The sequence below is a fragment of the Burkholderia lata genome (genome assembly GCF_902499335.1).
Lineage (GTDB): Bacteria > Pseudomonadota > Gammaproteobacteria > Burkholderiales > Burkholderiaceae > Burkholderia > Burkholderia lata_B.
This window is the reverse complement of record NZ_CABVQK010000003.1, coordinates 514,147-526,894: the sequence shown is the minus strand read 5'-3', so window position 1 is coordinate 526,894 and position 12,748 is coordinate 514,147. Positions and strand designations below refer to the sequence as shown.

At 67.5% G+C, this 12,748-nt stretch carries 11 protein-coding genes; 6 read left to right on the top strand and 5 right to left on the bottom strand.

Going from position 1 to position 12,748, the window contains the following annotated elements:
• Positions 1-23: 23 nt before the first annotated feature.
• Entirely contained in the window at positions 24-944 is a 921-nt protein-coding gene (locus BCO18175_RS10155) for a LysR substrate-binding domain-containing protein (protein ID WP_174980471.1), read from the bottom strand.
• A 165-nt stretch (positions 945-1,109) separates the two neighbouring features.
• Between BCO18175_RS10155 and BCO18175_RS10150 the strand changes: the two genes are divergently transcribed.
• Together BCO18175_RS10150 and BCO18175_RS10145 are read left to right on the top strand one after the other, a co-directional pair.
• Positions 1,110-1,760: a LysE family translocator gene (locus tag BCO18175_RS10150; RefSeq protein ID WP_174980470.1), complete on the top strand. Its 651-nt coding sequence runs from the start codon at positions 1,110-1,112 to the stop codon at positions 1,758-1,760.
• 58 nt (positions 1,761-1,818) lie between these two features.
• The gene (locus BCO18175_RS10145) at positions 1,819-2,193 is read left to right on the top strand and encodes a gamma-glutamylcyclotransferase family protein (protein ID WP_174980469.1); all 375 of its coding nucleotides are present in this window, start codon (positions 1,819-1,821) and stop codon (positions 2,191-2,193) included.
• A 43-nt stretch (positions 2,194-2,236) separates the two neighbouring features.
• Here the strand turns inward: BCO18175_RS10145 and BCO18175_RS10140 are convergent, their stop codons facing one another.
• Entirely contained in the window at positions 2,237-2,944 is a 708-nt protein-coding gene (locus BCO18175_RS10140; protein WP_438820490.1) for a DUF3142 domain-containing protein, read from the bottom strand.
• Positions 2,945-2,960: 16 nt separating this feature from the next.
• Positions 2,961-5,132 carry a hypothetical protein gene (locus BCO18175_RS10135; RefSeq protein ID WP_174980467.1) on the bottom strand — a complete coding sequence of 724 codons (2,172 nt, stop codon included), beginning with the start codon at positions 5,130-5,132 and terminating at the stop codon, positions 2,961-2,963.
• Positions 5,133-5,589: 457 nt separating this feature from the next.
• Between BCO18175_RS10135 and BCO18175_RS10130 the strand changes: the two genes are divergently transcribed.
• The 3 genes from BCO18175_RS10130 (at position 5,590) to BCO18175_RS10120 (ending at position 8,661) form a co-directional block, all read left to right on the top strand.
• Positions 5,590-7,095 (top strand): hypothetical protein, encoded by a 1,506-nt coding sequence (locus tag BCO18175_RS10130; RefSeq protein WP_174980466.1) that lies wholly within the window; start codon positions 5,590-5,592, stop codon positions 7,093-7,095.
• A gap of 32 nt (positions 7,096-7,127) precedes the next feature.
• Positions 7,128-7,460, top strand: a complete 333-nt coding sequence (locus BCO18175_RS10125) for a hypothetical protein (protein ID WP_174980465.1) — start codon at positions 7,128-7,130, stop codon at positions 7,458-7,460.
• A gap of 148 nt (positions 7,461-7,608) precedes the next feature.
• Positions 7,609-8,661 (top strand): helix-turn-helix domain-containing protein, encoded by a 1,053-nt coding sequence (locus BCO18175_RS10120; protein WP_174980464.1) that lies wholly within the window; start codon positions 7,609-7,611, stop codon positions 8,659-8,661.
• 45 nt (positions 8,662-8,706) lie between these two features.
• Here the strand turns inward: BCO18175_RS10120 and BCO18175_RS10115 are convergent, their stop codons facing one another.
• Together BCO18175_RS10115 and BCO18175_RS10110 are read right to left on the bottom strand one after the other, a co-directional pair.
• Entirely contained in the window at positions 8,707-10,119 is a 1,413-nt protein-coding gene (locus tag BCO18175_RS10115) for a 3-deoxy-D-arabino-heptulosonate 7-phosphate synthase (RefSeq protein WP_174980463.1), read from the bottom strand.
• 149 nt (positions 10,120-10,268) lie between these two features.
• Positions 10,269-11,207: a LysR family transcriptional regulator gene (locus BCO18175_RS10110; protein WP_174980462.1), complete on the bottom strand. Its 939-nt coding sequence runs from the start codon at positions 11,205-11,207 to the stop codon at positions 10,269-10,271.
• 203 nt (positions 11,208-11,410) lie between these two features.
• Between BCO18175_RS10110 and BCO18175_RS10105 the strand changes: the two genes are divergently transcribed.
• Positions 11,411-12,736, top strand: a complete 1,326-nt coding sequence (locus tag BCO18175_RS10105; protein ID WP_124579185.1) for a cation:dicarboxylate symporter family transporter — start codon at positions 11,411-11,413, stop codon at positions 12,734-12,736.
• Positions 12,737-12,748 lie beyond the last annotated feature (12 nt).

Genomic DNA, 12,748 nt, shown 5'->3' with positions numbered 1-12,748 from the left:
GGCCGGGCCGCCGGCCGCAGCGGTCAGCCCGGACCGTTGAAGCGGATGCCCGGAAACGTCAGGCGTGGCATCCGGCTTTCCAGGAACGCGAGCAATTCGCGCACCTGCGCGGCCTTGGCGGAGTCCTCCGGCCAGACGAGGTAGTACGCGTCGCCGGTATTGACGGCCGTCTTGAACGGCAGCACGAGCTGCTTCTCGTCGATGGCCGTCGCACACAGCGCGAGATCGCCGATCGATAGGCCGTGGCCGGCGATGGCCGCCGCGATCCCCTGTTCGAGCATGTCGAACACCTGCCCGCGCGTGATGTCCACCTCCAGATCGTGGCCGCTGCCGTTGAGCCAGCGCCGCCAGTCGCGCCGGTCGGGCGACGGGTGGATCAGCTCGCACGCCGCCGGATTCGTGCGTGCGACCGTCGCGGTCGCCCGCGAGCACACCGGAATCAGCCATTCGTCGAACAGCTTCACGCACTGCGTGGCCTCGCCGAACTTGCCTGCGCCGAGCAGGATCGCGCAATCGTAGGATTCGCTGAAGAAATCGACGGTATCGACATCCATCCACACGCTCGCGATCTGCACCTCGAACGCCGGCCGCGTGGAGCGAAACGCGGCCAGTGCGTCGAGCAGCCAGCGCATCGTGAGCGTGGACGGCGCCTTGAGCCGCAGCACGTCGCGTTGCGACTGGAACAGCACGCAGGCTTCCTCGATCTGCCGGAAGCCGCGCCGCAGGCCCGACGCGAAGATGTGCGCTTCCGCCGTCACGGTCATTTTCGGGCCGCGCCGGACGAACAGCTTCCGGCCGAAGTACGCCTCGAGCGTCCTGACGTGCTTGCTCACCGCGCTTTGCGTGAGGCTCAGTTCCTCGGCGGCCAGCGTAAACGAGCCGGTGCGCGCGGCGCTTTCGAATGCGCGCAGCGCGTAGACAGGGGGGAGCGGTTTGGCCTTCACGGGTTTCGAATAGGAATAAAACTCATGTCATCCGGCAGGATTTTCCGTTTTTCAACAGCGGGCCGGGCACGCAATACTGCAGAAAACCGTGCAATCCGCTGCGCTGCATCCCGATGATGCCACCGTGGCGGGCACGCGCGTCAATCCATTCAACAACTTTTTGTCATGACACTCCATTACCCGCTGCTGTTCGCCTATCTCGCCGCGATCGTGCTGCTCATCGCGACGCCCGGCCCGGTCGTCATGCTCGTGGTCGGCACCGTCGCGCGACGCGGAATCCGCCAGGGCATGCTGACCGCGGTGGGCGCGAATGCCGCGAGCCTCGTGATGATCGCGGGGGCGATGCTGATGGTGTTCGGCGTCGTGCTCGTCAGCGAGCGCCTGCTCACGGGGCTGCACGTGGCGGGTTGCGTGTTCATCGCGGTGCTGGCCGTCCGGACGCTGCTCGGCGAATGGCGCGCCAGCCGGTCGCGCGACGGCAACGATTCGCGGGAAGGCGAACCGGCATCACAGGCACGGCGCTTGCCGGGTGTCGTGCGCGGCTTTCTCGTCGGCATTGCGAATCCGAAGGACCTGCTGTTCTTCGTCGCGTTCTTTCCGCAGTTCGTCGGCATCACGCCGGATTCGCGCGTGAGCCTGGCCATCCTGGCCGCGCTGTGGATCGCGGTCGATTTCGCGATCCTGACCAGCTACATGGCCGCGATCAACCATCCGCTGATTCATCGCAAGCAGCGCTGGATTATCGCGTCGTCAGCGGGCGCGCTGCTCGTGATTGCGCTCGCCGGGCTCGGCAGTGCGATCGCGGGTGCCGCGTAAGCTCGTCGGCGATCTGCGTTACGCTTCGTTTGCCCCCACTTCTTGATCGAGTTCAATCATGTCCAGCACCACCCCTATTTTCTCCGAGCACCTCTTCTCATACGGCACGCTGCAACTCGAACCGGTGCAGCTCGCGACCTTCGGCCGCAAGCTCGACGGTCGTGAGGATGCGATGCCCGGTTACGCGATGACGATGCTGAAGATCGACGACCCGGAAGTGGTGGCGACGAGCGGGAAGATGCATCATCCGGTGGTGGCCTATACCGGCCAGGTGGGCGATCGCGTAACGGGCACCGTGTTTGCGATCACGCCGGAAGAACTGCAGCACGCGGACGACTACGAAGTCGACGCGTATCGCCGCGATCGCGTGGTGCTCGAGTCGGGCGTCGCCGCATGGGTGTACGTGGACGCGACTTCGCCGCGCCCCGAATAAATCCGGAGCACGGGCAGGATCGACGCCGCCGCGCCTTGGCGCGCTAGCCGTTGCGCAGGAACACGACGTAGCCGCGGAACCACGGGTTCGTCGCGAGGTACGGCGGTGCGTCCCATTCGCCGCCCTGGATGATGCCGATGCGAAACGGCAACTGCAGCCGCGCGACGCGCGGCAGGTAGTTGGCGTAGTCGGGGATCGTGCTGCGGCCCTGGTAGGTCTGCACGACCACTTCGTCGACGATCCCCCTGAGCTGGTTGACCTGGTCGGTGTCGATGCGGCTGCTCCAGTCGAGCAACCCCGTGATGCTCAGCCGGCAATCGGCGGGCAGCGTCTCGCGCAGCGACTGCAGGAATGCGAGGTAATCCTGCAGGTGGCGCGTGCGCGCATCGAAGTCGATCTGGATGCCGGTGATCGCGCGGCCCGACGCGCGCCAGCGCGTGAGCTGCGCGAGCATGATCTGCGTGACGCGCGGCGTCCAGCGCAGCGTATGGGCACGATAGACGAGCCACACGCGCGCCTGCGGCGCGGGCGGCAGCGCGACGCCCTGCGCGATCACGCGGACCTGCGACTCGTCCCGCGGCGATGCCTCGATCTGCCCTTGCAGCACGTAGACGGTGCGTGCGCCGCGCACGACCGCCTGCGGCTTCACGCCCGCCCATAGCCAGAACGCGTCGTACTGCGCGGCATCGACGGTGCCGGCCAGTGCGGCGCGTCCGGCCAGCAGTAGCGCAAGGCACGCAATGCACGCGATACGCTTCACGCGGCGCTTACCAGTAGTAGCGGAGCTTCTGCGCCCACGGGCTGCCCGGGTAGCTGGCCTTCAGCGTATCGAACCAGCGCTTGCGGGTGTTCTTCGGCACCTCCTTGCCGCCGCATTCGTTGGAGCCGGCCGGCGCATAGCACTTGATCGCACGGTAGTACGCGTAGGCGCGGTCGTTCGGGTTCGCCTGCGCATCGGCCATCACCGTCACGTAGCTCGACATCCGCTCGTACGGCTTGCCCGCGAACTGTGACGGCGCGCCGCCGAGCGTCGGCGGGAGGCGCGTGGCGGACGTCGTCGATGCGTTGCGCATCCACAGCGGCACCGGATCGCTTTCGAGGCCGGAAGCGGGCGGGTGCAGGCGCACGAAATCGGCGAGACAGTTCAGCCCTTTCGCATCGGCGGGATTCTGCTGGAGTGCCGCGGCGATGTCGTTCGCGGACGGGCACGCATAACCGTCTTCGTTTTTGGCGCCGGCGGCGATGAACGGCTTCAACGGATCGGCGGGCTTGCCGGACACCAGCGCGGCATCCGCGATGAACTCGGCGTAATGCGAGCGCGTGAGCTCCTTGTACAGCAGCGTGTACAGCGCGGTGTCGCGCAGCGCGCCGCCGGTCGCCTGGTTTTGCGCCTGCGCACGCAGCAGGTCCGCATTGGCCGAGCGTTGCAGCAGCACGGCACGGATCGCGGCGTTCTGCACGGGCGAATCGTCGGCAAATGCGTCGTTGACGAGCCCGGCCTGCTCCAGGTTGATCGCGAGCGCGAGTTCCAGCGCCTCGCGCTGGAAGCGGAATTTCGCGAGCGGGATCAGGTCGCGCCACAGCTGGCGTGCCTTGTCGGTCTGGCCGCTATCCTCCAGCGCGAACCCGCGCAGCGCCTGCTGGCTCAGGCCGAAGTAGTCGAGCGGCTCGGCGGGCGTCTGCGGCAGCAACGCGAGCGCGGCGTCCGGCTTGTGTCCGATCTGAACGTACCAGGTCGCGAGCAGGTAATCGTAGAGCGCGGGCGCATTCGCGAAGCGCGGCTTCTGCGCCTGCAGGTCGTCCAGCGACAGCGGCTTGGCGCGGCTCGAGTCGCTGTTTTCCGACGTGCGCATGCGCAGCAGGTCGACGGTCGCGAGCACGGTCGGCGACTGGATCTGGCGCGCGTCGAATTCCGGCCCGAACAGCAGCTTGCTGTCGAGTTCGTTCGCCAGCTGGATCAGCGGCACGTTCGACGTCGCCGGCGACCAGTGCGCGAGCGCGTGGCCGTACAGGTCGGCCTGTTGCGTCACGTTGCCGCCGAGCCACGCGACACGCCGCAGCAGCCCCGTCGCGGAGGTCGCATAACGCCCCTGCGGATACACCTTCAGGTAAGTACGAAACACCGTATTCGCGGCGTCGAGCGACACCTTCGTCACGCGGCCGCGCGACGGCGTGGGGCTGTCGTTGTCGAATACGTTGGCCTGCGCGGCGTTCAGCTGCGAACGCCCGGCCATATAGAGCCCGGTTTCCTTCAGCCACGGGTTCGCGCTGCGCGAAGCGCTCGCGAAGGCTCTGGTCGCGGTGAGGAAGTCGGCGCGGTAGAACGCGTTCGTGCCGTCGAGGTACGCGGCGAACTGCTGGCCTAGCGGCGACTTGATCGGCGGTTTCGTCCACGCGGCGCTCGCGCCGCCGGCGGCACAGGTCTTCTGCGCGATGTCGGCGCGCGCCGCGCGCAGCCGTGTGGCTTCGTCGGCGGGGAGGCCGCCGGCACCGCCCAGTGCGTCGTTGAACGCGTCGGCGCCCGAGGTCATGCTGCGGCAGATGCTGCCTTCGCCGTCGGCGTACTGGTTCGACGGCGCTGCGGCATCCGCTGCATTGCCGGTCTTGTCCGGCTCCTTCTGCCCGATATAGATCCATCCGGAGAAGTCCATCGGAAACGGCACGATGATCTGGTTGATCCGGTCTTTCGCCGGGATCGTCTTCGGGTCGGGAAACGCCTGCGCGACCTTGGCGCTGTCGACCATCATCAGCATCGCGTTGATGCGCGTGTCGTTGGCGGGGCTCAGTATCGGCAGGTTGCCGCAGAAGTACGCATTCTGCCGGAGCGTGGCCGGTGCTTCGCAGCTATCGTCCGAGCTGGCATGGGCGCCGGGGATCCAGAGCAGGCTGGCCGCCAGCGCGGCGAACAGGTTTCGGTGCAGCAAGGGGCTTTTAGGCATTTTCTTCTTGTGCCGGGTATGGGGCCGCAGCGGCCGGGTCTCTCAGGTGAGGCGTTTCGCCCCGGCGCGTATCGTACCGCACCGGCCGCCCAGGCCGCGAGCGCGCGCAGGCCGGCAGTCGGGGCGAATGCGGGCCGGCGAAATGGAAGTCCACTCAGTGTAGACGCAACGGCACCTTGAATCCGGACGCCCTGAATTAAGATGCAGCCGGCAGCGACGGACATCCGACGATAGACGACTTGCCGTCGTCCTCGCTGCCCGACGGGGGCGGTCTGCCGAAAGCGGCGTTCGCATCGATCCGCACGACGGTGTCGATCACGACTGATGGCGAACGGATGCCGGTTTCCATGCCTGTTCAATAGTATTGCTTATCAATCGGCCGAACGATGCGATGCGATGTGTCGTGCGGCGAACGGCAGACGAGAGTGCGCCGGAACACGAAAAAAAGAGGATTCCGATGAAACCCATTACATGGATGGTCATGGCAGTCGCGCTCGCGCTGTCCGCATGCGGCGGCGACGACGTCGCTACGAACGGCGGCGCGTCGTTGTCGTCGCCGAACAATCCCGGTTCACCTTCCGGTCCGACCTCGCCCGGTGGCGGTTCGAATGGCGGACCGACGGGCGGCGGGACCGCGCAGCCGCAAGCCGGCTGGTCGAAGGCCGCCGCGGTGGACGGCACGGGGCCGGAAGGCCAGCCCAGCGTGACCATCGACGCGAGCGGCAACGCGCTCGCCACCTGGATGACCAATGGCCCTGCCGGCACGAACGGCAACGAAATGTGGGGCGCGCGCCATGTGGCGGGCTCGGGCTGGGGAAGCGCGACGCGGCTCGACACGAGTGACGGTTCGCATGCGATGAACGCGCTGACCGGGGTGCAGCCGCGACTGGTCGGCAACGCGAGCGGGCAGGCGGTCGCGTTCTGGACCGAGTGGACGCCGGGCCCCAACACGTACGCGCTGTGGGCGCGCCCGTACAGCCCGGGTAGCGGATGGGGCACGCCCGTCACCCTGGCGCCGGACATGGCCGGTTCGTCCTATTCGGCCGGCATGGACGGCCAGGGCAACGCGCTCGTCACCTGGACGCAGTCGATCAGCCTGCTCGATACGCGCATCGCGTGGACGCGCTATACGCAGGCCGGACAGTGGTCGCCGACGGCGCTGGTCCAGATGCCGGTGCAGAGCGGGCCGGACGCGGTGACCGGCGATACCGACAACGTGAGGCCGATGCTGTCGGTCCTGTCGTCCGGCCGCGCGGTGCTTGCGTGGCGGCAGACCAACCATACGAAGTCGGCGCTGTGGACGGCCACGTACGACGCGACCAACGGCTGGACCAACGCCAACCAGGTCGTATCGAACTCGAGCCTGTTCACGACGATCATCTCGCCGGTCGCCGGCATGGATGCGAAGGGCAACATCACGCTGGTCTGGGGGCAGCTCGACGTGACGGGCGGGAAGCTCTACAACGCCACGATGTCGCAGCGCTATGTATCCGGAACCGGATGGCAGCCCGCGCAGCCCGTCGCCCCGGCGATCGTGGTGCCCACGGGCTTCATCGCGACGCCGATGCTGACCGTCAACGAAAACGGCGTGGCCGCCGCGATGTGGGGGGAAGGCGGCGCGGTCCTGCAGGCGAGCGTGTCGGATGCCAGCGGAAACTGGGGGCCGCTGCAGAAGCTGACGGAACACCTGAACGGGGCGGCGCTCCAGTACCCGCCGCTGGTGGTCGACCCGGCCGGCAACGTGACGGTCGCATGGGAGGACACGGGCACGCCGAACGCGTCGGTCCTCCTCGTGGCCGGCTACCGGAACGGTGCGTGGAGCACGTCGACGCTGGATCCGCAGGATGGGTCGTGGCCGGCGCTGGCGGTCAACGCGACGGGGGCGATGGCGCTCGTCTGGCAGGGGTTTGCCGCGAACATCGGCAGCCAGATCCAGTCCAGTTTTTATACGCCGGGCTCGTAATCGTGTCGCGTCGGGCATTCGAAGGAGAAGCCATGAAGAAAGTCTTGCAGCGCACCGTCACCTTGCGGACCGCGCTGGGCGCGGCGGCCGCTGGCCTCGTGTTATCCGCGTGCGGTTCGACGCAGATGAACATGATCGACGTGCAGGCGTCGACCGCGAAGACGCTCGGGCTGGCGTCGTCGGACGAGATCACGGTCGCCAACGTGCAGTACGGGAAGAAGGACGGCCTGGGCGGCCAGAAGGTGAGTTACGACGCGACGACCGGCAAGGGGCGGCGTTTCGGCTGTACGGTATTCATGATTCCGGGGCTCACGCCGATCGATCGGCCGACGTACAACAACTGGGAATGCCATCCGCAACGCTGATGGCCGCGAGATCGACGGCGCCCGTCGCGGGGCGCCGGTCGGCCGCTTCGGTGGACGATATGCCGCGCCGGCCTTGCGCCGGCGCAATTTGGTCCGATAATCGACGAACCGATCTATCCTCTCGTGTCGGCTCGATAAAAAAACTGTCATGGATCAAGCGGCATTCGTCCCTGTTTTCAAGTTTCGCACGATCGACTACCCCGAGCAGGACCGGTTCCACGTCTGGGTCAAGGACATGCTGTGCGACTACCGTCTCGATGACGACGGTGGCCATGGCGCGTTCGACGCGGAAGCGAGCGGCGCGGCGCTCGGCCCGCTGATCCTGTCGGGCCGGCACTGGCGCTCGCGCGCGCCGGCCTATCGGGTCAACCGGACCACGCGGCGGATCCGGCTCGACGGCCAGGATTCGATCCGTTTCACGCTGCTGCTCGGCGGGCGGCTGGCCAGCCACACCGGCGGGCCCGAACTGGTCAAGGGCGCCGGCGACCTGTTCGTCTACGACGTCGCGCAGGTCAACGACTGCAGGGTCGAGGCCGGCGACGTGATCAGTCTCGTCGTGCCGAGGTACCTGCTGCCGAGCCATGCGGCGCAGGCGCACGGCCAGACGCTGACGAGCGGCGTGGGACGGCTGCTCGGCGACCACATGCTGTCGCTGTTCCGCAACCTGCCGAATCTGCGCACGCACGAGATCCCGAGCATCGTGCAATCGATGCTGATGCTGCTGGCCGCGGCCGTTTCACCGACCGCGCAGGCGTTGCACGACGCACGTGGCCCGATCGACGGGGCGTTGGCCGAGCGGGTGCGGCGCTATATCGACGTGCATCTGCTGGAGCCCGATCTCGATCCCGACCGGATCTGCCGCGACATCGGCGTGTCGAGAGCGCGGCTCTATCAACTGTTCAAGGAAGACGGCGGCGTGATGCGGCAGATCACGCGGCGGCGGCTGCGCCACGCATACCACGTGCTGGGCGACCCGCAGCGCCGGCATCAGCGCATCGCGGAGATCGCGTGGGCGCACGGCTTTCCCGACGAGAAGTATTTCCACCGGCTGTTCAAGGCGGAGTTCGGTCATACGCCGAAGGAAACCCTCGAATGCGCGACCGCGCCGGTTCTGCTGCCATGTGATGCGGCCGAGGATCGATGGGCGGATGGCGGCCGGCTGACAGGATGGACGTTGCCGTTCGGCGTGCTCACCAACTGAGCGGGCGGTGCTTTCAGGCCGCCGCACGGCGGCTCGTTTCGAGCGTCACGCGTATACGCTGCTCGCTACCCCGTCTTCATCGACATCGTCGATCGCGGCCCGCAAGTCGTCGATCGCCACCATCAGCTCGCGGACCTGCCGCAACGACGGGTACTGGTGCAGCACCGCATGCCATTGCGGCAGCGTCAGCAGCGCGTGCCAGACGACGCCGAGGCCGCCAGGATCGGCATCCGGTCGCTGCGCGAGCGCACTCGCGTATTCGAGGCTGGCCTGCGCCGACAGCAACTGCATCCGGCTTGCGGCGCCCAGCAGGCGCGGCGTCGCATCGGCGGACGCATCGCAGCAATAGAGCACTTCCCGTGGCAGCGCTGCTTCGTCGATCGTCAGCGCCCGCAGCGACGCGCCGTGCACGCGCACCGTGCCCTGGTGCGTCTCGAACGCATAGATCGTGTCCGGGTCGGCCTGCGCGAGCAGGGTCAGGCCGCGCAGCAGCCGCGGCAGATCGGTCGTCGCGGCATCCGCGGACGCTTTCGCTTCGACGAGGAAGCGTACGTTCCATACGGGTGCCGGGTCATCGCCGCGCGTGCGTTCGAGCAGGATCGCGTCCCATTCGGTTTTCGCGCGATCGTGCCGGCCCGGTATCGATGACGGCACGCGCATCGACGTCACCACGCGGTACGTGCGGCGTGCGTCGACGGCGTCGAGCCTGCTGGCCAGCGCGTCGAGCGCCTGTGCGGCCAGCGCCTCGACGGCTGCGCCGCGCTGCTGCGATGCGACGCCCTGCGCGACGGCAACGGTGCTGCCCTCGAGCGGACCCTGGCGGACCCAGAGCGCGCGATAGCGACGCACGTGCTCGTCCGATGCCAGTGCGCCGACACGCAGCATGCGTTCGAGCGCGGGGCTGTCTTTCAGCTTGACGATGTCCTGTTCGAACGCGGCGTCGGTCGCCATGTCGGGCAGCGCGAGCAGGTGCCGCAGCGTGTCGTGCAACTCGGCCCACGACGCGGCGGTAGCGGCCGCATGCAGCCGCGCGAGCCCGTCGCGTTGCCATGGGCGGGCGCTGCGCTCGAGCTTGGCCGGGTGCGCGATCGCGTTGACGGCCGAGTGCAGCGCGCGACGGTCCTGCTCGGCGTGCGCGGACAACGACGCGTATTCGCGCACGCTCGGCGCATCGTGCCGCAGCACCGCGGCCTGAAAGGCGGGGTCGCCGGCGTGCGTATCCATCGCATCGCGGATCATCTGCGCGAGGGCGTCGATGAAGCGCTGCCGCAGTGCCGCGTCGGGCGTCTGTCCGTCGCTTCGCATCCTGCGCGCTTCCTCGATCACGGTCGCAAGCGTGGCGGCCGGGTTCGCGGCGTCGGCCGGCGACAGCGCGCTGTCGAGCGGCGGCAGCCGGTAGCGGCGCGCGACGGTGCGCAGGGTTTCGTCGAGCAGGGCGGGAAGCGGTGTCAGCGACATGTTCGATATCGGCGTGAAAGCGGTGTGCGCGCCCGGCGGGGCGGGCCCGTGCGCGGGTGATGTGCAACGTTATCACGCCGGGGCGGGCGGGATGGGGCGAGCGGTTGACGGCGCCACGGGGTTCGGGACATCCGGATGCCGATCGTCGCCTACGACTTGCGTGTGCCCGGCGGCGGATGCTCGCCGGGATCCAGCAGGTTCGCGTTGAAGTTGCACGACTGCGCGGCGAGCCGTGCGATCTCGGCATTGAGCGAATGCGGCCGGTTGGCGCGGTGCAACGCGACGTAGCGAACGGGGGGTAGCGCGGGGCGCGTCTGCATGATCTCGAGCGCGCCGCACGCGACCATGCGCGACAGGCAGGCCGTCGGCAGGTAGGTGACACCCAGCCCCGACAGCGCGAGCCCGATCTGGGCGATCAGGCTGTTGCTGGCCAGGGTGCGCTGCATGCCGACCCCGTGCTCCTGGAGAAAGCGCGTGTACAGATGGCCGGTGCCCGACAGGCCGCCTTGCAGGATCAGCGGGAACTGCGCGATGTCCGCAAGCGGGATGGCCGTTTTCCGCTTCGGTGCGAATCCGGCCGCGCACATCCACGCGTTGTCGACCTCGCCGACCGGTGTCGACTCGAACGGCTCGGTGGCATGGATCTGCGGCACGACGATCAGGTCGATCGTATCGGCCGCCAGGCGCTCGCGCAGCGTCGCGTTCAGGTCCACTTCGGCTTCCACGTGCACTTTCGGATAGGCAGCCTGAACGGCCGCGATCAGGCGCGGCAGCCACGTGAGCGCGGTGAGTTCCGTCACGCCGATCCGGACCTGCCGCACCAGCACCTCCTTCGAACTGATGCGCTCGACGATCTGGTCGCGGCGTTCGAGCAATTCCTTCGCATGGTCGAAGAGCTCGGCCCCCTTGTCGGTGAGCCTCGCGCTGCGATGCGCGCGGTCGAACACGGTCAGGTCGAACGCGCGCTCGAGTTCCTGGATGCGCTTCGATACCGCCGACTGCGTCGTATTCAGCCGGTTCGCCGCTGCTTCGAACGAGCCGAGCTGCACGATCCAGTACAACGCCTCCATCTGCTTGAAGGTCAGCATCGCGTCCGCCGATTGATGAATAAAAGCGATAGTTTGACATATAAAAAAATCGCTTTTTTCGCTTATTTAGGCTGCTTAAGGTGTCGATGTCGTGTCGCCCGGCGTGTCCCGCGCGGCCCGAACCGGCCGGCAATCCCGCGCCGGCATGCGCGCCGCACGGTGCGCCACGATCAATCGCATGGACCCCGGTTATGGAGACAGACATGGACACCGTCATTGAACACCCGCCGGCCGAGCCCGCCGCGCGCAAGCCGCGCGTCGGGCTGGCGTGGCAGATCGTCATCGGCCTCGTCGCGGGCATCGCGGCCGGACTCGTACTGAACCGCTTCCCGCAGCTGCGTGACGCGGCGGTGTCCGGGTTCCTGCAGCCGGCCGGCGACATCTTCATCAAGCTGATCCGGATGATCGTCGTGCCGATCGTGTTCACGAGCATGGTGATCGGCATCGCGGGCGTCGGCGACGGCAAGTCGCTCGGCCGCATCGGCCTGAAGACGCTGGTCTACTTCGAGGCGGTGACCACCGTCGCGATCGTGCTCGGTCTCGTGATCGGCAACGTGCTGCAGCCCGGTGTCGGCACCGACCTGTCGCAGCTCGGGCATGCGGACCTGTCGCATTACCAGCAGGCGGCGCAGCAGGCGCAGGCCCATCACGGGCTGATGGCGCTCGTACTCGGCGTGATTCCCGACAACATCGTCGCGTCGATGGCGAAGGGCGACCTGCTGCCGGTGATCTTCTTTTCGCTGCTGTTCGGGCTCGGGCTGCAATCGGTGCCGGACGAATACCGGGCGCCGGTCCTCGCGACGCTGAAAGGGATTGCCGATGCGATGTTCAAGGTCACGAACATGGTCATGCACTACGCGCCGATCGGAGTGTGTGCATTGATCGCGGTGACGGTCGCGAGCTTCGGCTTCGGTTCGCTGTTGCCGCTGCTGAAGCTGGTCGCCGTGACCTACCTCGCGATCCTGCTGTTCGCGCTCGGCGTGCTCGGCGCCGTCGCGCGGATGTGCGGGTTCCGGATCTTCACGCTGCTGCGCGTGATCAAGGACGAGCTGATCATCGCGTTCTCGACCTGCAGCTCGGCGACGGTGCTGCCGCAGCTGATGAAGAAGATGGAGGACTACGGTGTGCCGAAGAGCATCACGACGTTCGTGGTGCCGACGGGTTACACGTTCAATCTCGACGGCGCGTCGATCTATCTCGGGATCGGCACGCTGTTCGTCGCGCAGCTGTACGGCGTGCATCTCGGTTGGCAGGAGCAAATCGTGCTGACGCTGACGATGGTCGTCACGTCGAAAGGCGCGGCAGGCGTACCGGGTTTCATGTTCGTGATCCTGCTCGCCACGCTGGCGAGCGCGGGGCTGCCGCTCGAGGGGCTGGCCTTCATCGCCGGAGTCGATCGCGTGATGGACATGGGACGCACCGCACTGAACGTGATCGGCAATGCGCTCGCGCCGCTCGTCATCGCGAAGTGGGAAGGCCGGTACGACGCGGAAAAGGGCCGCGCGTATCTCGCGTCGCTCGACGCGTGACCCTGGCCGCAC